18 protein-coding genes are annotated in these 21991 nt (G+C 57.0%); 10 read left to right on the plus strand and 8 right to left on the minus strand.

The features are described from left to right. Positions 1-50: 50 nt before the first annotated feature. Positions 51-1403, minus strand: coding sequence for a mechanosensitive ion channel family protein (locus AC2FIP_RS15535; RefSeq protein WP_496787114.1), 1353 nt, complete (start codon positions 1401-1403; stop codon positions 51-53). A 96-nt stretch (positions 1404-1499) separates the two neighbouring features. Here AC2FIP_RS15535 and AC2FIP_RS15540 point away from each other — a divergent pair, with 96 nt between their 5' ends. The 6 genes from AC2FIP_RS15540 (at position 1500) to AC2FIP_RS15565 (ending at position 6518) form a co-directional block, all read left to right on the plus strand. Next, positions 1500-1604, plus strand: a complete 105-nt coding sequence (locus AC2FIP_RS15540; RefSeq protein ID WP_496697311.1) for an isopropylmalate isomerase — start codon at positions 1500-1502, stop codon at positions 1602-1604. A gap of 52 nt (positions 1605-1656) precedes the next feature. Beyond that, positions 1657-3060: a 3-isopropylmalate dehydratase large subunit gene (leuC, locus tag AC2FIP_RS15545; protein WP_496697309.1), complete on the plus strand. Its 1404-nt coding sequence runs from the start codon at positions 1657-1659 to the stop codon at positions 3058-3060. A 37-nt stretch (positions 3061-3097) separates the two neighbouring features. Then, the gene (locus AC2FIP_RS15550) at positions 3098-3652 is read left to right on the plus strand and encodes an HdeD family acid-resistance protein (RefSeq protein WP_271950915.1); all 555 of its coding nucleotides are present in this window, start codon (positions 3098-3100) and stop codon (positions 3650-3652) included. A 42-nt stretch (positions 3653-3694) separates the two neighbouring features. Beyond that, positions 3695-4300 carry a 3-isopropylmalate dehydratase small subunit gene (gene leuD / locus AC2FIP_RS15555; RefSeq protein ID WP_142638386.1) on the plus strand — a complete coding sequence of 202 codons (606 nt, stop codon included), beginning with the start codon at positions 3695-3697 and terminating at the stop codon, positions 4298-4300. A 362-nt stretch (positions 4301-4662) separates the two neighbouring features. Continuing rightward, a complete protein-coding gene (locus AC2FIP_RS15560) occupies positions 4663-5493 on the plus strand; it encodes a hypothetical protein (RefSeq protein WP_496707541.1) in 831 nt (276 codons plus the stop codon). After that, positions 5490-6518, plus strand: coding sequence for an endonuclease/exonuclease/phosphatase family protein (locus AC2FIP_RS15565; RefSeq protein WP_496787116.1), 1029 nt, complete (start codon positions 5490-5492; stop codon positions 6516-6518). The genes AC2FIP_RS15560 and AC2FIP_RS15565 overlap by 4 nt, the downstream gene beginning before the upstream one ends. A gap of 6 nt (positions 6519-6524) precedes the next feature. Here AC2FIP_RS15565 and AC2FIP_RS15570 read toward each other — a convergent pair whose 3' ends face one another. Beyond that, positions 6525-7424 carry a sugar nucleotide-binding protein gene (locus tag AC2FIP_RS15570; RefSeq protein WP_496787117.1) on the minus strand — a complete coding sequence of 300 codons (900 nt, stop codon included), beginning with the start codon at positions 7422-7424 and terminating at the stop codon, positions 6525-6527. An 86-nt stretch (positions 7425-7510) separates the two neighbouring features. Between AC2FIP_RS15570 and AC2FIP_RS15575 the strand changes: the two genes are divergently transcribed. After that, a complete protein-coding gene (locus AC2FIP_RS15575) occupies positions 7511-8404 on the plus strand; it encodes a LysR family transcriptional regulator (protein WP_496787118.1) in 894 nt (297 codons plus the stop codon). Positions 8405-8545: 141 nt separating this feature from the next. Continuing rightward, entirely contained in the window at positions 8546-9649 is a 1104-nt protein-coding gene (gene leuB / locus AC2FIP_RS15580; RefSeq protein WP_496787119.1) for a 3-isopropylmalate dehydrogenase, read from the plus strand. Between the two features lie 385 nt (positions 9650-10034). Here leuB and AC2FIP_RS15585 read toward each other — a convergent pair whose 3' ends face one another. From AC2FIP_RS15585 to AC2FIP_RS15595, 3 genes are all read right to left on the minus strand, one after another. Next, on the minus strand, positions 10035-13859 hold the full coding sequence (locus AC2FIP_RS15585; RefSeq protein ID WP_496787121.1) for an SPM autocatalytic domain-containing protein: 3825 nt from the start codon (positions 13857-13859) through the stop codon (positions 10035-10037). Between the two features lie 10 nt (positions 13860-13869). Further along, entirely contained in the window at positions 13870-14841 is a 972-nt protein-coding gene (locus tag AC2FIP_RS15590) for a formylglycine-generating enzyme family protein (RefSeq protein ID WP_496787122.1), read from the minus strand. A gap of 560 nt (positions 14842-15401) precedes the next feature. Next, positions 15402-17585 carry a transglycosylase domain-containing protein gene (locus AC2FIP_RS15595; RefSeq protein WP_496787123.1) on the minus strand — a complete coding sequence of 728 codons (2184 nt, stop codon included), beginning with the start codon at positions 17583-17585 and terminating at the stop codon, positions 15402-15404. A gap of 258 nt (positions 17586-17843) precedes the next feature. Here AC2FIP_RS15595 and AC2FIP_RS15600 point away from each other — a divergent pair, with 258 nt between their 5' ends. Together AC2FIP_RS15600 and AC2FIP_RS15605 are read left to right on the plus strand one after the other, a co-directional pair. Next, positions 17844-18182, plus strand: a complete 339-nt coding sequence (locus AC2FIP_RS15600) for a P-II family nitrogen regulator (RefSeq protein ID WP_142638403.1) — start codon at positions 17844-17846, stop codon at positions 18180-18182. 33 nt (positions 18183-18215) lie between these two features. Further along, the gene (locus AC2FIP_RS15605; protein ID WP_281973849.1) at positions 18216-19538 is read left to right on the plus strand and encodes an ammonium transporter; all 1323 of its coding nucleotides are present in this window, start codon (positions 18216-18218) and stop codon (positions 19536-19538) included. 64 nt (positions 19539-19602) lie between these two features. On the opposite strand, the gene AC2FIP_RS15610 is transcribed toward AC2FIP_RS15605, so the two are convergent. The 3 genes from AC2FIP_RS15610 to AC2FIP_RS15620 form a co-directional block, all read right to left on the minus strand. Continuing rightward, positions 19603-20787, minus strand: coding sequence for an amino acid aminotransferase (locus AC2FIP_RS15610; protein ID WP_496787124.1), 1185 nt, complete (start codon positions 20785-20787; stop codon positions 19603-19605). Continuing rightward, positions 20787-21641 carry a 3-mercaptopyruvate sulfurtransferase gene (gene sseA / locus AC2FIP_RS15615; RefSeq protein ID WP_496787126.1) on the minus strand — a complete coding sequence of 285 codons (855 nt, stop codon included), beginning with the start codon at positions 21639-21641 and terminating at the stop codon, positions 20787-20789. The genes AC2FIP_RS15610 and sseA overlap by 1 nt, the downstream gene beginning before the upstream one ends. Positions 21642-21721: 80 nt before the next feature. Then, positions 21722-21991: a CBU_0592 family membrane protein gene (locus AC2FIP_RS15620; protein ID WP_142638410.1), complete on the minus strand. Its 270-nt coding sequence runs from the start codon at positions 21989-21991 to the stop codon at positions 21722-21724.

The following is a 21991-nucleotide window of genomic DNA, read 5'->3' on the forward strand; positions in this document are numbered from 1 at the left end:
GGAGATTGCAACATTTCAATGAACACAGACCAAAGGGTCGCAACGATTGCTTACTCCGTGGCAAGCTGTTGCGCATCGGCGTCGTCGTTCAGCAGGCGAACCTCACGCTGCGGGAATGGGATCGAGATGCCTTCAGACTTGAATGCGTCCCACAGCGCCAGATAGACATTGCCCCGTATATTGGTCAGCCCTTTGGTTGGATCGCTGATCCAGAATCGCAGCACGTAATCCACGCTGCTGTCGCCGAACCCCGTAATATGGCAGACCGCGTCATGTCCGCTGCCACTGAGCACACGCTCGACAGATTTAACCGCATGGATGGCCGTTGCCCGCACATTATGGGGGTCATCCGTGTAACTTGTGCCAAATGTCAGATCCAGCCGCACGAACCGGTCCGAATGCGACCAGTTCACCACCTGATTGGTGATCAAATCCTCGTTCGGGATCAGGTATTCGCGCCCATCCCGCGTGACCACCGAGACATAGCGCGCGCCCAGCGCGTTGATCCAGCCGAACGTGTCGCCCAGCGAAATCACATCGCCCGGTTTGATCGACCGATCCATCAGGATGATGATGCCCGAAATCAGATTCGACACCACTTTCTGCAAACCAAAGCCGATGCCGACGCCAATGGCCCCCGACAACAGCGCAATACCCGTCAAATCAAAGCCCAGCGTCCGAATGGCGGCCATGAAGACGGCGCCATAGATGACGACTTGTAGTCCCTTGGCCAACAAGACCTGCATTGACGGCGAGATATCGTCATTGCGTTTGAGGCCACGTTCAGCAGCGCCGGTACCCAGGCGGGCCAGCGTCAACAGCACGCCGATCAGCAAAAGCGCCTTGAGGATGCCCAGCGCCGAGAGGTGCAGATCCCCGATCGAGATCGCCACCCCATCCAGAAACCCAGCGACGTCATCGGTCAAGTTCAGCGCAATCAGCGTCGCATAAGCCCACATTGCCCATTTGAAAATTCGCCGCAGCGTCCGGTTTCGGACCAGACGGGCCACTAGCGCAATCGCCAGCCAGGCGGTCGCCAATGTTGCCACCACCCCGATGATATAGCTGCGCGATGGCCAGGTGATCTGCTGCATCACCAGATACAGCATCCAGGACAGAGTGACGAAATAGACAAGCGTCAGACGCTGCATCAGCTGGATCAGCGTGCGCAACCGCCATTTGGGCCAACCAGAGCGGGCACGGGCCCAGGCCTCCCATCGGCCCTGCGTAACCAGCTTCAACACATAGGCCAGCGCCCAGAGACCCAGGATGATGACCAGCTGATGTTGACGCCAGCCCGGTGTAATGACCAGATCGACCAGTCTATCGAATTGCAGGGAAAAGGCCTCGATCATGGTCTGATACAGATCAGACAGCGAACTGGGTATCAGGTCTGGGTTCATGCACGTCTCCTGCTTGCCAGCTTGGACAGCGTTGACGCATGATGCAAGCCCGTCGCCGGATTGCGCCTTGATTGACGGACTGACGCGATATATCTGATGCGCATGAGACTCAATCTGACCCCAGCACCTACGTTGCAAGACCGCACGCGCCTGCGTGAACGGTTCTTTGGGGCCGCCCGCACGGTTCTGGCCCGCCTATAAGCGGCGTCCAGCCACTCGCCAGCTAAATCTCAATACATACGGGAGAGGACCGATGTCCCCCAAAACACTCTATGACAAGATCTGGGATGCCCATGTCGCGCACGAAGCCGATGATGGCACCTGCCTGCTGTATATCGACCGCCATCTGGTCCACGAAGTGACCAGCCCGCAGGCCTTCGAAGGCCTGCGTATGGCGGGTCGCCCGGTACGCGCACCGGAAAAGACCATCGCGGTACCGGATCACAACGTACCCACCACGCCGGATCGCGTGAACGGCATCGAAAACCCCGAATCGCGCATTCAGGTCGAGGCACTGGACAAGAACGCCAAGGATTTCGGCATTCACTATTACCCAGTGAATGACGTTCGCCAGGGCATCGTGCATATCGTCGGACCCGAACAGGGCTGGACCCTGCCCGGCATGACCGTTGTTTGCGGCGACAGCCACACCGCTACCCATGGCGCGTTTGGTGCTCTGGCCCATGGCATCGGCACCTCTGAGGTCGAGCATGTTCTGGCCACGCAGACCCTGATCCAGAAGAAATCCAAGAACATGAAGGTGGAAATCACCGGCACACTGCAGCCGGGCGTGACCGCCAAGGATATCACTCTTGCTGTGATTGGCGAGACCGGTACCGCCGGCGGCACCGGCTATGTCATCGAATATTGCGGCGAAGCGATCCGCAATCTGTCGATGGAAGGCCGCATGACCGTCTGCAACATGGCCATCGAAGGCGGCGCCCGCGCCGGCCTGATCGCCCCGGATGAGACCACGTTCGAATATGTCAAAGGCCGCCCACACGCGCCGAAAGGGGCCCAGTGGGAAGCGGCGATGGACTGGTGGAAAACGCTGTTCACCGACGAAGACGCGCATTTCGACAAGGTCATCACCCTGCGCGGCGAAGACATCGCGCCGGTCGTCACCTGGGGCACCAGCCCCGAGGACGTGCTGCCGATCACTGCATCCGTGCCTCACCCCGAGGATTTCGAAGGCGGCAAAGTCGATGCGGCCCGCCGGTCGATCGAATATATGGGTCTGGAAGCCGGTCAGAAGCTCAGCGACGTTGAAATCGACACCGTCTTTATCGGGTCCTGCACCAACGGCCGCATCGAGGACCTGCGCGCCGCTGCCGAGATTCTGAAGGGCAAAAAGATCAAGGACGGGATGCGGGCGATGGTTGTGCCCGGTTCAGGCCTTGTCCGCGCGCAGGCCGAGGAAGAAGGTCTGGCCGAGATCTTCAAAGAGGCCGGGTTCGAATGGCGTCTGGCGGGATGTTCCATGTGCCTTGCGATGAACCCCGATCAGTTGCAACCGGGCGAGCGCTGCGCCGCGACCTCGAACCGCAACTTCGAAGGCCGTCAGGGCCGCGGCGGGCGCACCCACCTGCTAAGCCCCGCAATGGCTGCCGCAGCGGCAATCACAGGACGGCTGACAGACGTCCGCGAGTTGATGTAAGCTGCCCTCATAACTGGATATTTGAGGGATTTAAGACATGAGTGACTGGATCAAATGGCTCCTGATGGGGCTTCTGTCCATAGTGTTCGGCCTTTTTGTGCTGGGCGCGCCTGCAGTGGCGTCGATTGCCGTAACGGTGGTGACCGGCGTACTGCTGCTGATTTCAGGGGCATTGCAGGTGGTCGGCGGGTTCACCGTCGAGGGCACCGGCAACAAGATCCTGTCGCTTATTATGGGTGCGGTGATGCTGTTTCTGGGCTGGTCCTTCCTGGATCACCCGCTGCAGGGCACCGTGACGCTGGCGACGGTCTGCCTGATCCTGTTTATGGCAGGCGGTATCGCGCGGGTCATTTTGTCGTTCCAGATGAAAGGTACGCAGTATTTCTGGGCGACACTGATCTCGGGCGTGATGTCGATTGTTCTGGCGATGCTCATCTGGCGGTTCGCAGCAACCGATCCTGTCGTGCTGTTGCAACTGCTCGGCATCCTGCTGGGGATCGAGATGGTGTTCAACGGTCTGGGTCTGGTCTTCATGGCGCTCTTCATCAAAGACGCACCCAAAGGCGAAACAACTGAAGCGAAACAAGCTTAAACGCGGGGCATGGGCGCGGCCCTCCCCCGCAGGAGTGTAGACATGGAAAAGTTTGACAAAGTCCACGGGGTGGCCGCCCCGATGCCATTGATCAATATCGACACCGATATGATCATTCCGAAAGTGCACCTGAAAACGATCAAACGATCCGGCCTTGGCGTCGTACTGTTTGACGAGATGCGCTATCACGATCACGGCGGTGAGAATGAAGAGTTCATTCTGAACAAACCCGCCTATCGGCAAACCGAGATTCTGGTGGCCGGCGACAATTTCGGCTGCGGCTCATCGCGCGAACACGCGCCCTGGGCGATCAAGGATTTCGGCATCAAGGTTGTGATCTCGACCAGCTTTGCCGACATCTTCTTCAACAACTGCTTCAAGAACGGCATCCTGCCCATCGTGGTCGAGGAAGAACATCATGCGGTTCTGATGGAAGACGCGCATAGAGGCGAAAACGCCCGCATGACCGTGCATCTGGAAGATCAGCAGATCACCACATCCGATGGTGTCGTGATCGAATTCGAGGTGGATTCTCATCGTAAGCACTGCCTGCTGAACGGTCTGGACGATATTGGCCTGACGATGGAAAAAGACCATCACATCGAGAAGTTCGAGGATCATGCGGGCCAGGCACGCCCCTGGGTGTGATTCTGGGAACGAATCTGTTGATACTCAACTTTATGGGGACGCCACGGCGTCCCCATTCGCCTTCTTGGGGTTCTGAACGGCGAAACCACTACATATAGGTCTCGACTTGAAACACACGTCGGATTTGCGTCAAAAATGATGCAATCCCGCACCAGTTGCGCCATCATTTTGCCCAAAATTGAGTGTTTTCTGCCACCTGGCTTGAGCGAAATGTCGCTTATCGCCAATGTCGGCGGGTACAGGCACCCACCATGGCAAAACATTGGTGAGAGATGACATCTGCTGCAACGGTAACGTGGCAGGCACAAGTTGGAATGAAGTCGGCAAAGAATCGGCTAATCCAGTTTGAAAGGGTTCGGATAGTGATTGCGCGCACAACAGGGGCGGCAATTCGGGGAATATTGGTTGCACTTTTGGTGCTGACACCCGCGTTGTACTTGCCCGTATCATCAACGAATGGGACCGAGATTGTCGTCTTTCTCGCCATTCTCGCGTTTTTCCTGACCTTCGCCGAATATAATTCGGCCTTCCCAAGCTTTATTGAATTTCGCGACGCACCACCGGTGAACCGCCTGCGCTTTGTTGGGCTGGTTTCGATGGTCGCTTTCCTGACGCTGATCTGCAAAAACGCCTATTCGCCGACAGAATTGACCTCAGGTTTTTATGTGATCGGGTTGGGCGTCGCCAATGTGGTCGATTTCCCCTATTCACCCGTGCGTCTGATCGTGTTGATGCTGCCTGTCAACGCAAGCGCGCCGCTGATCGAACTTGTTCGTATCGCTGCCAGTGTGGCCTATGTCGCAGCTATGGTCACAATCGCCAGTTTCTACTACGCGGTGAAAATACGTGGTTGGCCCACCGGAAACGGAGCCTTCAACGTCTGGACCAATCTGCCGCTGTTCGATCCGACCAAGGGTGGCGATGTCGTGACCCGTCTGCAGCGTGATGGACGGTTGAACATCTCGATCGGCGTCCTGCTGCCGTTTGTAATCCCGGCTCTGATCAAGATCCTGACCGATTATGTGAGCCCGATCTCGCTGAACAGCCCCCAGACGCTGATCTGGACGTTGAGCGCTTGGGCCTTTCTGCCTGCTAGCATGATCATGCGAGGAATGGCGACACTGCGCATTGCAAACCTGATTGTCGAAAAACGCCGCGCCTATTCTACGACTGAATCAACACAGACCGCATGATTCGCGTTTTTCTGCTGCTTTTGCTGCCATTCGCGGCACAGGCAGAGACGATACGCATAGCCACCTTCAACACCGAACTCAGTCGTAAAGGACCGGGCATTCTGCTGCGCGATATCCGGCGCGGGGATGCGCAGGTTCGCGCTGTGATGCGGGTGTTGTTGGAAACCCAACCCGATATCGTTGCCTTGCAGGGCATCGACTGGGATCTCAATGGCGAAACGCTGACCGCATTCGGTGAGGCGCTGCGCGACGAGGGGCTGGACTATCCCTATCGCTTTACCGCCAAGCCTAATTCGGGAATGGAAACCAGTCTGGATCTGGACGGGGACGGACAGGCCAATGGACCAAGAGATTCCCAAGGCTATGGCGAGTTCACCGGTCAGGGCGGGCTGGCCATTCTGTCCCGGTTTCCCATAGGCCATGACGACATGCAGGATTTCTCGGGAGTACTGTGGCGCGACCTGCCGGGGGCTGATCTGCCGACGGTCGATGGCACGCCATTTCCCTCTGAAGCCGCCCAGCGCATTCAGCGACTGTCCTCGGTGGCACATTGGATCGTACCAATCGAGTCCCCGATCGGCCACCTGAACCTGATGACATTTCACGCGACCCCGCCCGTTTTCGACGGACCCGAGGACCGGAACGGGTTGCGCAATCGTGACGAAATTCGCTTGTGGAACGCTGTGCTGGACGGTGCTCTAGGCCCTGCCCCACTCGGGCCTTTCGTGATTGCTGGGGATGCAAATCTGGATCCCACGCGCGGGGAAGGCCGGAAAGAGGCTATCCAGGGCTTGCTGGCAGACCCGCGGTTGCAGGATGCAAGGCCTGCCACCCCCTCGGGGGCATTGGCCACGGTTGAGTGGAAAGCCGTCGGAGAAATGCGGGTAGATTACGTTCTGCCCTCGGCAGATCTACGCGTTGTGGATGCGGGCATCTTTTGGCCCGACACGGGCGCAGACCTGCGCGCAATCGCCGAACAGGCCAGCCGGCACCGGCTTGTCTGGGTGGACCTGGGACATCGCTAACACTGGTCAGGCCCGGGCAGTTCTGACCAAAGTCGCTTTCTGCTTGGCTGTTTTCGGGATCGCAGAAGCCATCGCCGTGTCCAAGTCGGTCGTCTGAAATCCAGGGATAAGGTCGTCAAAGAATGCGCCGTCCAAACTATGCGGCAGATCCCATAGATAGCGCATCTCAACCAGATGTGGCGCCAACTTCCAGAAAGGCCGCAGTGCCTGAATCGGCCACCATTTCATTGGGCTGACAGCTATTTCGGCACCGGTTACCCGCGACAAGGATTGCGCAATATCCCGGCCGGTCAGGGTAAACCCGGCATAAGGAACCTCGCAGAAACGGGGAAGGTCCTGGCGGATATCAGCCAACGCAACGGCCGCTCGGGTCAGGTCGGGCAGATAGGCCCAGGCGTGTGGTATATCCGGGCGACCGGGATAAACCATCTTGCCGCGTGCCAAAGGCTTGATCATGACCTGATCGAACCAGTTCCCCGAGGCGCAAGTGTCAATGAAATCACCTGCCCTGAGAAGAATCGTTCTTACCGAGGATTTTCGATAGGCTTCTTCCATCTCAACCCGGATCCTGCCCAGGGGATTTTGCGCCGCATGCGGTGTTGCACCCGACCATGGCCCCGGCGTTTGCGCGCCAAAAACATAGACATTGCCGGGAAGGATCACAGTTGCACCGTGATCCGCTGCCGCATTGATCACGTCACGATGCAGTTTGGGGACTTGTCGCGCCCAGTCCGGATAGGCCGGATTCCAGGCATTGACGACAACATCCACCCCTTCGACAGATCGCTTCAGGTCCTGCGTCTTGCGATCAAAGCAGTGTACGGTCCAGCCCGCCTCGCGAAAAGCTATTGCGGCATTGCGTCCAAACCGACCCGTCGCACCCAGAATAAGGACTGTTCCCGTCATATAAGCCTCCTCTTGTCCATCTAATATGAGCCATTCAGTTCAATTCAGGAATTGCCGCCAAACGCAGAACGTGTATTCATTTTTGAATGGACAAATCTATCACCCACTCTGACTGGTCTCTGATCCAAAGCTTTCTGGCCGTAGCGGAAACCGGATCTTTGTCTGCCGCTGCCCGGCAGTTGAACCGCAGCCAGCCCACCCTGGGTCGCCAGATCCACGCACTTGAGGATGAGCTTGGCGTCTCGCTGTTTGACAGGCATGCGCGGGGCTTGAAGCTAAGTGAAGTCGGTGCGCAGCTTTTCCCGATGGCGCAACAGATGCACGTAGCCATGAACGCGTTCAGCCTAACGGCCGCAGGCCAGTCTCAGGAATTGGAAGGGTCGGTGCGCATCACCGCGTCGGTCTTTGCCTCTCATCACCTGCTGCCGCCGATTCTGGCCCAAATACGGGCAGCAGAACCCGCGATACAACTGGAACTGGTCGCCACCGATGCCACCGAGAACCTGCTCTACCGCGAGGCCGATATCGCAGTGCGGATGTTTCGGCCGGAACAGATGGACATCATCACGAAACATCTGGGGGAAATCAGACTGTGCTTTTGCGCAAGCCGGTCCTATCTGGATCGTGCCGGCCGCCCCAATTCCTCCGACGATCTGTTGAGCCATGACCTTGTCGGGTTTGATGCGAACGAGCAGATCATTATCGGCATGCGCGAAATGGGCTGGCCGGTGAACCGGGACAGCTTTGCCACACGCTGCGACTTTCAGACGGCCTATTGGGAACTGGTCCGCGCGGGCTGCGGTATCGGTTTTAGCGCCGTGAGAGTTGCCGAGGCCGACCCAGAGGTAGAGGTTTTGGACATAAACGTCGAAATCCCTGCGCTGCCGGTTTGGCTTGCCGCACCGCAGGCGATGCGGCAAACGACACGAATCCGACGAGTCTGGGATATGTTGGCCGAAGGGATAAAGGCCGATCTCTGACTGATTCACACTATCCGTGACGTAGCAAGGGCACGGAAACCCGATTTCCCGTGCAGAACCTGCGTTTAGGCCGGTTCGTCTCATTGACCCGATGCGGCGCAGGCGCTAGGGCCTTTGCTGTCAAACGCAAGGAGATCCTTCATGTCCAACCCCTCGCTCCTCATCCTGCCCGGAGACGGAATTGGCCCCGAAGTCATGGCCGAAGTGCGCCGTATCATCGACTGGTTCGGTGCCAAGCGCGGCCTGGAATTCGACGTGAGCGAGGATCTGGTCGGCGGTGCCGCCTATGACGCCCATGGCAAGCCGCTGTCGGACGAAACCATGGCCAAGGCGCAGGAGGCGGACGCAGTTCTGCTGGGTGCTGTTGGTGGACCCAAATACGACGATCTGGATTTCAGCCTCAAGCCCGAGCGCGGCTTGCTGCGGCTGCGCAAAGAAATGGACCTGTATTCGAACCTGCGCCCGGCACAATGCTTTGACGCGCTGGCGGATTTCTCGTCGCTGAAGAAAGACATCGTTGCCGGTCTGGATATCATGATCGTGCGCGAGCTGACCTCGGGCGTCTATTTCGGTGAGCCCCGCGGCATCTTCGAAGAAGGCAATGAACGCGTCGGCATCAACACCCAGCGCTATACCGAATCCGAGATCGAACGCGCCGCACGCTCGGCTTTTGAGCTGGCGATGCGCCGGAACAAGAAACTGTGCTCGATGGAAAAGGCCAATGTCATGGAATCCGGCATTCTATGGCGCGAAGTCGTAAACCGGGTCGCTCAGGACTATCCCGAGGTCGAGCTGAGCCACATGTATGCCGACAATGGCGCGATGCAGCTGGTGCGTGCGCCCAAGCAGTTTGATGTGATCGTCACCGACAACCTGTTTGGCGACATCCTTTCCGACTGTGCCGCGATGCTGACCGGTTCACTGGGCATGCTGCCGTCCGCCTCCCTGGGCTCACCAATGGCCAATGGCCGCCCCAAGGCGATGTACGAGCCGGTCCACGGTTCCGCACCCGATATCGCCGGTCAGGGCAAGGCCAACCCCATCGCCTGTATCCTGAGCTTTGCCATGGCGCTGCGCTACAGCTTTGATCAGGGGGCCGAGGCTGACCGTCTGGAAGCTGCGATCGAAAAAGTCCTGGCCGATGGTATCCGCACCGGCGACCTGCTGGCCGACGAAGGGGTCACGCCGGTTTCCACCACGGAAATGGGCGACGCGATTCTGGCGGCACTGGACGACAGCCTCTGATCAGAGGTCACAGCCGAAAATAGAGGCGGCGCCAGATGCGCCGCCGATCTATGGCCGACGGCGTGGATCACAGGCACGTAGTCTACTCGGGCTCTTGCCACGGACGACGTTAGTCTGCTTTGAGCCCACACCGGACCTCTTGATTTTGTGCTGCGTGCGCTCGCAGCGAAAAACTCTCCGCGCGGGCACTCAAGGCCGGTCTGCGGTTCAGCGGAGACTTCGGCCATTCGTGAGTAGCGCGGCAATTTTGAAGTGGCAGAGTCACAGGTTGCAAACACCGCAGTCGTTCAACTTTAGCTATCGAACGACTTGTTTGAGTTGGGTGTTAGCAAGTTAAAGTTGAGTGCGGGACCCAGATCACGCCCGCACTCATAGGAAATTCAGATCACACGAACGAAAACTGATCCTCGGTTAGAGACGCGACAGATACGTTTTCAATCTCCACAGCACCATTAGCCCATTCCACGTGTGTTCCAGATCCTGTGTCGATGAAAGTCAGGTCCGTGTAAGTGCTTCCCACCAGCTCTATTATGTCAACATCAAGCTCGAAGTCTGTGATGTTGTCCGTACCTTCAGTAGCCAACGTATTAAATACAAAGACATCGGCCCCAGAGCCACCGGTTAGCGTATCGTCGCCTTCCAGCCCGACAATGCGGTCATTGCCCGCCCCACCATCGATAACGTTGGCTGTGTCTGACCCTGTGAGAACATTATGTCCAGCCCCTCCAACAATGTTCTCAAAGTTGAGGACCTGCTCTGTAAAACCATCAGAGAAAACCACGTTGGAAACGGCCAGACTCAGATTGAAGTTGTTGCCGGAGTAAGAGAAATCGATAGTGTCGATACCATCGCCACCATCAAAGAAGTCAGCCCCAATGCTACCTAAGATCAGGTCGTTGCCGCCATCGCCATAGTGATTGTCATCGCCATCGCCACCGTCGATTATGTCGTCACCCGCGCCACCGTAGATTGTGTCGTTGCCTGCCCGACCGTCCAACACATTAGCTACACCTGATCCTGTGATGAGATTATTGCCGACGCTTCCGATGACGTTCTCGAGGTTGATCATCGACTCAACAAAGCCATTTTCAAAGGTAGCTGTTTCTGTCGAGAGATCAATTGTCACGTTGTTGGAAGTGTAGGTAAAATCAATCGTGTCGTTGCCACTCCCCCCGTCAAAGCTATCCGCACCGATATTGGCAATCAGAAGATCGTCGCCTTCTCCACCAAAGTGTGCGTCATCGCCATTTCCGCCGTCGACAATATCGTTGCCTGCACCACCGTCCAAAACATCATCCGATGAGAAACCAATAATTGCGTCATCACCAGAGCTCCCAGTAAGAACTTTGTCTCGGATATCTTGCACGTTCAAAACCGTGCCATCTGCAAATTCGATCTGTTCCACGCCCCACTGCCAATCCTGGAAGTGGTCCACAATGGTAACAGTCTCACCATTGCTCAGCGTTATCACCAGATCTTTGCCTGCGTTCTGCGAGAAGGTCACATCAGCCGCGTTCACATCGGTGAACTTAAGCGTGTCGTTTGTGTTCAAGTCGCCACTAAAGTCGGTGATCGTATACGACCCATCGCCAGATGTATGTTCGTAATTCTCCACGTAGCGAGAGCCCGTCACGGTCCCCGTGGCCTTCATATCCGATGCTGATTTATCCCGGATATCTTGCACGTTCAAAACCGTGCCATCTGCAAATTCGATCTGTTCCACGCCCCACTGCCAATCCTGGAAGTGGTCCACAATGGTAACAGTCTCACCATTGCTCAGCGTTATCACCAGATCTTTGCCTGCGTTCTGCGAGAAGGTCACATCAGCCGCGTTCACATCGGTGAACTTAAGCGTGTCGTTTGTGTTCAAGTCGCCACTAAAGTCGGTGATCGTATACGACCCATCGCCAGATGTATGTTCGTAATTCTCCACGTAGCGAGAGCCCGTCACGGTCCCCGTGGCCTTCATATCCGATGCTGATTTATCCCGGATATCTTGCGTATCCAGGACTGTGCCATCGGCAAATTCGATCTGCTCCAAACCCCACTGCCAATCCTGGAAGTGATCTGTGACCGTTATGGTCTCACCATTGCTCAGCGTGATCACCAGATCTTTGCCTGCGTTCTGCGAGAAGGTCACATCAGCCGCGTTCACATCGGTAAACTTAAGCGTGTCGTTTGTGTTCAAGTCGCCACTGAAGTCGGTGATAACATCTGATCCATCACCCAAAGAATAACCATAAGCGTCCGCGTTTACCCCACCAGTAATTGCGTCGTCGCCAGTGCCGCCGACGATGATATTTCCGTCGGAGCTCCCGTTGATTACATCGTTGCCTGCACCGGCATTGATATAACTTGCGCTCGTTGCAGTGAGCGTTTCAGCGTTTGAAGTACCCTCCAAAGACTGCAATGTCCCAGAATATGCTAAGGCCTGCACAAAGTCGGAAGTCTCGTCCAGATTCGCTGCTGCGATAGCCGCCTGTATCATGATTTCGAAAACTTCGCTGCTTGAGCTCAAGTCCGGCTGAAAGAGCATAACAGCAGCTGATGCATCCGCAGCCGTGATCGCTCCTCCATCTACAGCCTGTGCTAACTCAGAAAGCGCTTCAGCAAGTGTTTCATGTGTCATGGTAGCCAGAGACGAAAGCGGGTGCGCTTCGAACGCTGCCGAATACTCTTCAGGAGTTGTAGAAGAAAAATGAGCAGATGACGCGGCTGCTTGGGTAATAAAACTAGCTGCAAATTGTTTGAAAACTTCGTCATACAAGCTTTCCAATGTAGCACCCGCGGCTATCCCCGCAAAAGAACTCGGGTCGCCCGCTAGATACATGCCCGTTATTTGCTCCAGTACGCCCAGATGCCTAGCATCGATATGTGTACCGCGGCTATTTGGCGCAACATCGCTCACGCCAGTCCACGCAAAAAGGAAATCTTCAAAACCTTGAATAAAGACTTCTACCTCTCCCGCCGCTAGTTGGTCCACCAGAGCACGCGCCTCTGCGCGCAATTCATCATCTGAGGACAATGCGACAAGCGTTGATGCCACTACGCCTGACCCGGAAAGCAAAGGCAAGATGAATGCATCTGCGTGGTAGCTAAAATCATCAGGCAGAATCGCAATGGAATCCACTGGATTTGTTGCGAAATACGCGTCAGCAACAACACCCGTTGAACCGTCTGCCCAAGTAAAGCTGGATTCCCACAGAACATCATTTCCAGCGACCTGATAATCAGTAGTTGTGGCATTCACGGAAATCGAGGCGATCCCGGCCTCAGTTAAACTGATTGTCTCGCCGACCTGATTTATGCCGTCGCTATTGGTATCATGCCATATCAGTAAGTCGTCAAAAACGGCATCATTGACGTCAATCACACCGTCTCCATTGTCATCGTATGCGGCTAGCGCGAGAAAACCATTGTCATACCCGGTCTGATCGCCGAAAAGCTCTGATCCGTTTTCGATCCATCCGTCGCCATCCACGTCTAGCGCCAGCAAACCATCATCAGGCGCAACCCAGCCTGTCGCTTCTGCAAACCCGTTCACATCAACGTCGAAATAGGTGGTACTTCCCTCGACAGACGTGAGTTCGATCCCATCCCCGTCAAGATCAAGAACAAGTGGAGATGGAGGAGGGGATTCCAAAGTCTTAACAACATCATCAAGTTCAGGCCCTCTACACCCCCCCCTTATTGCCTTGGAGACTTTGTCCGCCGCATCCTCAATATCTTGTGCTAGATCAGGCAGACCTGCAATTGCCTCACCGATATCCTTTGCTGTCTCAGGGTCAACATTTGCGAAGTCCTCCAAATCAAACGCAATATCGTCAGCTACATTAGCGCCGCTGTACGTTTTGCTACCGAGAAATGGTATTTCAACAGTAATATTGGGGCCGTCGATAGTGATTTTAGGGCCTAAATTCACGCCAAAAAACTCGATCCCTAAGGTTCCCGACCCCGCAACGTCAGTCTTGAAAAGATTACCATGTTTATCAAAATGCGGTGAGATTTCTAGGCTGGCGCCGCCAAGTGAGGCCGTCCCTGTTGTGACCAGCGTATCGCCTTTGCCGGTAATAGTTCCCAAATTCAAACCGACAGAAAAATAGTCAGTGATGCCCACACTTACGGATGGATTGGTCAGCCCAATCGCCGCGTATGGCCCTTTTGGCGAAAGGTCGTCTTGGGGGGTGTTTGATCCAGTGGAATCGCACATTTAGGTAGCCTCAATTTGTTAGGGAGTAGAAATCTCGTAAAACACGGAACCCTTTAGACGTAGAGCCGACATCATCTGAGCCACCGCCTCGGGCCGCAACTCGAGAGAAATCCATCGCGATCCAATATGTGCCACCGCGCGAAACACGACGCTCACAGCCCGGTGCAAGTGCCATTTTCAGGTAAACGCTGGATCTATTCCACTCTTTGTGCGTTTCCGTCCAGCAGGACATTGTAACTTCCGCAACGTTACCCGACATGTGACGCAATCCCCAAGCATTGGCCGCATCCAACGCATCAACGGGCACCGGATAGCCGCGGCGGGCCAGATCAGGTCGCTTCACCCCCAACATTTCTTCCGTTGGTTTGCCGTGGAAGTTGACCTGATCCGTCGAAACCTTTTCTCCTTGCGCAAAAGGTGTTTGTGTCCCCGCACGAGCGGCATATTCCCATTCAGCTTCCGTAGGTAGACGATAAACATCCGCCCCAATTTTGTTGTTTAGCCACCCAGTGTAGGACACGGCATCCTGATAGGATACGTCTACAACCGGATGATTTCCCTTGATTTCAACGCAGGGACCGTCACGCTGCAAAATGCAGTCTCGCGGGATATACCCACCACAACCGCCATCAATCACACAAGCCATCCACTGATCATGCGTGACTTCATTCCGCCCCATGGCGACGGGCATATCTATCGTGACCTTGTGAACCGGACCTTCATGATGTGCGATATACGGCTCTTCCGGTGTCGCGGGGCGGAGCCCTTTTTCATCCCAATGAAAATTTCGTTTCGATTCTCCCGGCGGTCCACCCATCATGAATTCACCCAAAGGCAACGCGATCATTTCAGGGCAAACGTCGCATTCCTGAAACATCTCAAGCGGCGCAACTTCAGTGCCATCCGAAAGAACATAATCTGCGTGTGCGTAGGAAGTAAGAAGGGAAAGCACTGAAATAAATGCTAGTTTTTGAAAGATCATTTTTTACTCGCCTGGGCTAACGGAGCACTTTGCTCTCTGCTTGTCCGATTAGTGTCAAAAACAACTTCTACCTGCAAGACATAAGAGGGCAATCTGCATTGGGCTGAGTGTTGCCGAAGCTTACGATGCTAGGAAGGGCGACTTTGTTGGGCGTTTTTCGGGTTACAGTGCTTTACGGCGAAGGAGCGGTTTGCGCGCGGCTTCAACGGCCTCTCTGGCGAAAACTGGAGTTCGTCCCGATTTCCACACCCGTCTGACATGTCGGATCAGACTGCGGCGAAAGTACGGTCTTGGTTCAGGCCAGATCGACGTTTGTGAACGACCGGTTCGACGACCTGCACCGCGACTCCGCGACAGGCTCGCTGCTTGTGCCAAGAGTTTCTGCGTCAGCAAAGGTCGAAAACCCAAGGTCGGTTTTGTCCCGCATATCGGAAGTTGCCATGTTGGCAGCGGCAGAGCAGTTCAGACGTGGAATTCACCTTGATACGGATGCAAATCGGGCATTCTGCACCATATGCTGTCATTGGCTGACCCTGCGCGCCGACTTTTCCTTGCCTACATCAGTTGCCAAAGATGTTGTTCAGCAGGTTGTTGATCGCATTTTCGAACCCATTGCCCTGATTGCGGCGCTGACGTCTGGGTTGCTCTTGCCGGACGGGCGGATCGGGGGCCAGCATTGGCAGCGGTGTGGGCGTCATCCCCTCGGTCACGCGCACCATCGTCTCTTTCCAAATCTCGGCTGGCAACCCGCCGCCGGTCACGCCGGACAGGGGGGTGTTGTCGTCATAACCCATCCAGACTCCGGTCACATAATCAGCCGTGAACCCGATGAACCAGGCATCCCGCGCCGCCTGCGTGGTGCCGGTCTTACCTGCCACCTGCCAGCCGGGCAGTTTCGCGCGCCCGCCCGTGCCTTCGGACACGACACGTTCCATCATCCAGGTCAGTTGCTTGGCTGCCTTATCGTTGATCACCCGCTCACCGATGCCGGTGCTCGTCGCCATCAGAGGGGCGTCGTCCCCCAGCAGCTTCAGCTCGGTCAACCCATAGGGCTCAACTGCAGAACCGCCGTTCAGGATACCGGCATAGGCCCCCGTCATCTCGATCAACGTGCTTTCTGACGCGCCCAGCGCCAGCGCAGGGCCCTCGGCCAGATTGCTTTCTATGCCGAACTCACTCGCGACGGTACGGACATTTTCCAGACCGGCAACCTCGGCCACTTTCACGGCCGGGATGTTCAACGAGTTCTTGAGGGCATCAGCAAGCGTGACGCGACCATAATGCTTGTTGGTGTAGTTCTTGGGGCACCATTGCCCCGAACCGGCGATATTGATGCAATAGGGCTCGTCCATCACAGTATCCAGAGGCGAATAGCCCAGTTCCAACGCGGTGGCATAGACGAAGGGTTTGAAGGATGACCCTGTTTGCCTCAGCGCCTGTGTGGCCCGGTTGAAGGCGCCCGATACGCGGGTCTTGCGCCCGCCGACCATGGCGCGCACGGCCCCATCTGCGGACATCACCACAATCGCGGCCTGCGCCTTGGACCCTTCGCGGACCTTTTCCTTGAAGATATATTGCAATGCCTCTTCTGCGGATTTCTGCAGGCGCTGGTCCAGCGTGGTTCGGATCACCACATCATCGGTGGTGTCCGAGCCGAAAAAGCTGGGCAGTTCCGTGATGACCCAATCGGCAAAATACCCACCGGCGCGTGCAGCCGCAGCCGCAGACAGTTGCGCCGGGCTGCTGCGGGCACCGCTGGCCTGAGCAGTGGTCAGATAGCCCTGCGCCTCCATCAGCCCAATCACCAACTGCGCCCTATCCTGCGAGCGTTGCAGGTTATTTGTCGGCGCATACCGCGTCGGCGCCACCAGCAGACCTGCCAGCATCGCCGCCTGCGAGGGGCTGACCTCGGCGGCAGAAATCCCGAAATAGCGCTGGCTTGCCGCCTCAAAACCCCGCGCACCGGACCCGAGGAAGGCACGGTTCAGATAGATGGTCAGGATTTCATCCTTGGAGTATTTGACCTCCATCGCGATCGCATAGACAGCCTCTTTGCCCTTGCGCCACAGGGATCCCTGACGGCAATCAGCCTCATAGGCGGCCTCAGACTCCCACTCGCTAGGGACATATGGCACGCCCAGACACAACAGTTTGGCCGTCTGCTGGGTGATCGTCGACCCGCCATGGCCAGACAAAGGCCCTCGGCCTTCGCGCAGGTTGATACGCACAGCGCTAGCGACACCCCGAGGACTGACGCCGAAATGGCGGTAGAATCGCTTGTCCTCGGTGGCGACCACTGCATTCTTCAGATACGGAGAAACCGTGTCCGCGGTGATTACCCCGCCGAACTGATCCCCACGCCAGGCAAAGACTTTGCCATCCCGATCCAACAATGTGACCGACCCGCGCGCGCGCCCGTCTAGCAAAGCATCGACATCAGGCAAAGAGGTATAGACAACCCCGACAGCCAGCGCCAGCAACAGAGCGGCCACAGCGCCCACGCGCCAGCTTACCCCCCAGATCAGGCGCCAGACCCAGCGAAACAACCGGCGAAAAAAGCCACCACCACCGCCGGATTTCCGGCGTGTCTTTCTCCGTGTGCTTTTGCGGGTTGTCGTTTTGCGCGCCGCAGCCTTTTTGCCTGCGGGTTTCGCAGTGCCTTTGGTCGCCGTGGGTTTTCGCCCCTTCGACGCGTATCTTTTGTCCGCCACAAGCGGTGCCTTGCGGCGCCTGGACTCAGTCATGCTCAAACTCTGCCCGGTTATCGTTTTGAGGCACCATACCCTGCTATACCGATGAAGTAGAGGTCTGAATTTCCGGAATACACCCTCTCTAACGCGCCTATAATTTAGTCGATATGCAGAATCTGTGCAAAAATTGTGCACTCACTCACCAATTCCTCCCGAATTTGACCACTGAACCGTTCCTTACACAGCTTCGGCACGCTCTTTTTCTGCAGGTGCAAACACGCCGGACAGACCGGGGAAGCAGAGGGGAACAGCGTGAAACTGATTATTGCAACAATCAAACCGTTCAAGCTCGAGGAGGTGCGCGAGGCACTGACCGACGCGGGCATACGCGGCATGATGGTAACCGAGATCAAGGGCTTCGGCTCGCAATCGGGGCACACGGAAATCTATCGCGGCGCCGAATACGCGGTAAACTTTGTACCCAAGATCAAGCTTGAGATCGTGGTGCCCGCCACGATGGCCGACCAGATCGTAGAAACCATCACCAAATCCGCCAAGACCGGCAAGATCGGCGACGGCAAGATTTTCGTCCTCGACGTTGAGCAGGCCCTGCGCGTGCGGACCGGGGAAACAAACGAAGAGGCGCTTTAAGCGCCCCCACTCAACACTATTCGAGGACTGACAATGAACCTGATGAAATCTCTCATCCCTGCCGCCGCGATAGTCGCGCTGCCGCAGATTGGCCTAGCGCAGGAGGCCGCCACCGGCGAAGCCGCGCTGCACACACAATACATCTTCACCACGCTGCTGTTTCTGATGGCAGGGTTCCTGGTTTTCTTCATGGCCGCCGGCTTTGCCATGCTCGAAGGCGGGCTGGTGCGGTCGAAAAACGTGGCCATGCAGATGATCAAGAACGTGGCGCTGTTTTCCTTTGCCGCGATCATGTACTGGCTGATCGGCTTCAACCTGATGTACCCCGGCGACGGCTGGACCATCGCGGGGTGGGTTGGACCGTTCTTCAAAACCACAGTCCTGGATCCGGTGGGCGTGGGTGCTGACGCCGCGGCATTGGATTATGCTTCGGTTGGTTCGGACTTCTTCTTCCAGCTGGTGTTTGTGGCCGCAACTGCGTCGATCGTATCGGGTGCTGTAGCTGAACGTATCAAGCTGTGGCCCTTCCTGGTTTTCGTGATTGTTCTGACCGGCGTCATGTACCCGATCTCTGGCTCGTGGCAGTGGGGCGGTGGCTGGTTGTCCGAGGCTGGTTTCTCGGATTTTGCTGGCTCGACCATCGTGCATTCGGTTGGCGGCTGGGCGGCTCTGGCAGGTGCCCTGATCCTGGGTCCGCGGATTGGCAAGTACAAAGACGGCAAGGTTCATCCGATGCCCGGTTCGAACCTGGCGCTGGCCACTTTGGGGACATTCATCCTGTGGCTGGGATGGTTCGGCTTCAACGGCGGCTCGCAGCTGGCGATGGGAACCGTGGGTGACGTATCCGACGTGTCGCGCATCTTTGCTAACACCAACATGGCCGCAGCGGCAGGCGCAGTGGCAGCCCTGATCCTGACACAGCTGTTGTACAAAAAACCTGACCTGACCATGGTGCTGAACGGCGCGCTGGCCGGCCTGGTGTCGATCACTGCGGAACCGCTGGCCCCGACGCTGTTCGGCGCACTGTGGATCGGTGCCGTAGGCGGTATCATCGTGGTCTTTGCGGTTCCAATGCTGGACAAGTTCAAGATCGACGACGTTGTCGGTGCCATCCCGGTTCACCTGTTCGCCGGGATCTGGGGCACCATCGCCGTGATCTTTTACGGCGAAGCCAGCCTGGGTACGCAGCTGCTGGGTATCCTCGCCTACGGTCTGTTCACCTTTGTCGGCGCATTGATCCTGTGGTCGATCCTGAAGGCCACCGTCGGCATTCGAGTCAGCGAAGAGGATGAGATCAACGGCCTGGACATGGCGGAACTGGGCATGGAAGCGTACCCGGAGTTCTCCAAGGGCTAATATCCAACCCAATCCAACAAAAAACCCGGGCGGTGTCGCCCGGGTTTCTTTTTTTTCCGCAGATTTAAACTCCGACGTCGATAATCGCTTTGGCCAGAATCGGAACCGTGTTGGCATTCAGCCCGGCAATGTTCAGACGGCTGTCGCCGACCATGTAGATGCCGTGATCAGCGCGCAGTTGTTCCACCAGTTCCGGTGCCGCGCCCAAGCGCGAGAACATGCCGCGATGCTGGGCGACAAAGCCGAACCGGTCGGAGCCGCTGTGGCGTTGCAGCTCATCGGCCAGTTGCTGGCGCAGCCCCAGCATGGACAAGCGGATCTCCTCCAGCTCGGCCTCCCAGTCGGCCCGCAGGACGGGGTCGGTCAGGATCGTGGTGACCACGCGCGCGCCGTGGTCGGGCGGGAATGAATAGTTCTGGCGGTTCAGAAAGGCCAGCGTGCTCTGGTTCAACGCGGTCTGTCCCGCATCTGCGCTGATTGCCATCAATAGGCCCGTGCGTTCACGGTAGACGCCGAAATTCTTGGAACACGACGCGGCAATCAGGCATTCCTTGACTGAAGACGCAACAAGGCGGGTCGCCTGCGCATCCTCTTCCAGACCGTCGCCAAAACCCTGATAGGCAATGTCGATCATCGCCACGAGGCCAAGCTCGTTGATGATGTTCACCACTTCCTGCCACTGCACCAGGTTCAGGTTGGCCCCGGTCGGGTTGTGGCAACAGCCGTGCAACAACACCACATCGCCCGACTTGGCGGTTTTCAGATCGGCAATCATGCCGTCGAAATCGACGCCACGAGTCTCGCCATCGAAATAGCGGTATGGAACCGCTTCGATCCCCAGGTAATTCAGGATCGACAGATGGTTTGGCCAGGTCGGGTTCGAGACGAACACGCGGGCCGAGGGGTTGGCCATGCGGATCATCTCAAATGCCTGACGGCAAGCACCGGTTCCGCCGGGCGTAGCCACAGCGGCAATGTTGCCACGCGGCACCGATGTGCGCAGGATCAGGTCAATCATCGCATCCGCATAGGCCGGATCACCAGCCAGACCGGTATAGGCCTTGCTTTCCTGCTCTTCCAGAATGCGCTTTTCGGCGGCCTTGACCGCGCGCATCACTGGCGTGATGCCTTCGGCATTCTTGTAGACGCCAACACCCAGGTCGATCTTCTGATCGCGCGGGTCTTCGCGGTACATCTGCATCAGCGCTAGAATCTTGTCGGCAGGTTGCGGTTTGAGATGTTCAAACATCAGGTCTCTCCGGTTGCGACGGGCAGGGTCGGGAAGGCACCCCATTCAGCCCAGGAGCCGTCATAAAGCGAGTGGTCTTTCTTGCCCATGCGCTCGAGCGCAAGGCTGAGAATCGCGGCAGTCACACCCGACCCGCATGAGGTAATCGCCGGTTTCGACAGGTCGACGCCAGCGGCCTCGAAAATGGCGCGGCATTCCTCGGGCGATTTCATCGTGTGATTCTTGTTCAGCAAGGTGCCGAAGGGGACGTTTCGTGATCCGGGAATACGACCAGACCGCAGCCCTTCGCGCGGCTCGGGATCGGTACCCGCGAAGCGGCCGACTGCGCGTGCGTCGATGATCTCGTGATCCCCCAGCTTGGCGGCGGCAGATACCTGCGTGACATCACGCACCAGATGGTTCTGAACCCGCACGGTCATGTGGCGATCGCGGATAACAGGCGGCAGGTCTTCAACCTCTCGCCCCTCGGCAAGCCATTTCGGCAAGCCACCGTCCAGCACAGCAATGTTGTCCTGCCCCATCAGGCGGAACATCCACCAGACCCGCGCAGCCGAGGACAGCCCCGAGCCGTCATAGACCACCACCTGATGGCCATCCCCCACGCCCATCGCCCGCAGGCGCGACATGAATTTCTCGACCGGAGGCACCATATGCGGCAGGTCCGACCGAAGATCGGCAATATCATCAATGTCAAAGAATCTCGCGCCGGGGATATGGGTCGCGTCATATTCCGCTTTGGCGTCGCGTCCGTGTTGCGGCAGATACCATGATCCGTCCAGGACCCGCAGGTCCGGATCCTTGAGATGGGCCGCAAGCCATTCGGTTGAAACGAGGGTTTTGGGATCGTCTTGCATCAATGCCTCCCCTATGCGCGCTTGGTTTGTCCCTATACGCGCGCGCATGTCTGTTCAAGGCTGGATGGCGGCCTGTACCGCTAACGGGCCCGCCTGAGGCGGAAAAACTGAGCGATCCCGATCAGACTGATCAAAATCCAGAAGGATTCGATCAGCATCGAGGCCAAATTGAAGTTCTCAAACAGCGAATAGACGATCAGAATCGACCCCAGTAGGTTTACCACTGGAAAGGCCAGGTCGTCGGAATTCATCATCCGCATCTGCGTGGCGAAATACGCAGCGACCACGATCATCGCCCCGATTGAGCCGATTCCATCCGCGATGGTCAAAGTGTCAAGAAACGCAGTCAT

Source organism: Ruegeria sp. CDSB114 (assembly GCF_059611025.1).

What these genes read in the sequence shown, in the direction of transcription:
- AC2FIP_RS15535 (WP_496787114.1), bottom strand. Translation starts at nt 1,403, where the DNA reads ATGAACCCAGACCTGATACCCAGTTCGCTGTCTGATCTGTATCAGACC.
- AC2FIP_RS15540 (WP_496697311.1), top strand. Translation starts at nt 1,500, where the DNA reads ATGCGCATGAGACTCAATCTGACCCCAGCACCTACGTTGCAAGACCGC.
- leuC (WP_496697309.1), top strand. Translation starts at nt 1,657, where the DNA reads ATGTCCCCCAAAACACTCTATGACAAGATCTGGGATGCCCATGTCGCG.
- AC2FIP_RS15550 (WP_271950915.1), top strand. Translation starts at nt 3,098, where the DNA reads ATGAGTGACTGGATCAAATGGCTCCTGATGGGGCTTCTGTCCATAGTG.
- leuD (WP_142638386.1), top strand. Translation starts at nt 3,695, where the DNA reads ATGGAAAAGTTTGACAAAGTCCACGGGGTGGCCGCCCCGATGCCATTG.
- AC2FIP_RS15565 (WP_496787116.1), top strand. Translation starts at nt 5,490, where the DNA reads ATGATTCGCGTTTTTCTGCTGCTTTTGCTGCCATTCGCGGCACAGGCA.
- AC2FIP_RS15570 (WP_496787117.1), bottom strand. Translation starts at nt 7,424, where the DNA reads ATGACGGGAACAGTCCTTATTCTGGGTGCGACGGGTCGGTTTGGACGC.
- AC2FIP_RS15575 (WP_496787118.1), top strand. Translation starts at nt 7,511, where the DNA reads ATGGACAAATCTATCACCCACTCTGACTGGTCTCTGATCCAAAGCTTT.
- leuB (WP_496787119.1), top strand. Translation starts at nt 8,546, where the DNA reads ATGTCCAACCCCTCGCTCCTCATCCTGCCCGGAGACGGAATTGGCCCC.
- AC2FIP_RS15585 (WP_496787121.1), bottom strand. Translation starts at nt 13,859, where the DNA reads ATGTGCGATTCCACTGGATCAAACACCCCCCAAGACGACCTTTCGCCA.
- AC2FIP_RS15590 (WP_496787122.1), bottom strand. Translation starts at nt 14,841, where the DNA reads ATGATCTTTCAAAAACTAGCATTTATTTCAGTGCTTTCCCTTCTTACT.
- AC2FIP_RS15595 (WP_496787123.1), bottom strand. Translation starts at nt 17,585, where the DNA reads ATGACTGAGTCCAGGCGCCGCAAGGCACCGCTTGTGGCGGACAAAAGA.
- AC2FIP_RS15605 (WP_281973849.1), top strand. Translation starts at nt 18,216, where the DNA reads ATGAACCTGATGAAATCTCTCATCCCTGCCGCCGCGATAGTCGCGCTG.
- AC2FIP_RS15610 (WP_496787124.1), bottom strand. Translation starts at nt 20,787, where the DNA reads ATGTTTGAACATCTCAAACCGCAACCTGCCGACAAGATTCTAGCGCTG.
- sseA (WP_496787126.1), bottom strand. Translation starts at nt 21,641, where the DNA reads ATGCAAGACGATCCCAAAACCCTCGTTTCAACCGAATGGCTTGCGGCC.
- AC2FIP_RS15620 (WP_142638410.1), bottom strand. Translation starts at nt 21,991, where the DNA reads ATGACTGCGTTTCTTGACACTTTGACCATCGCGGATGGAATCGGCTCA.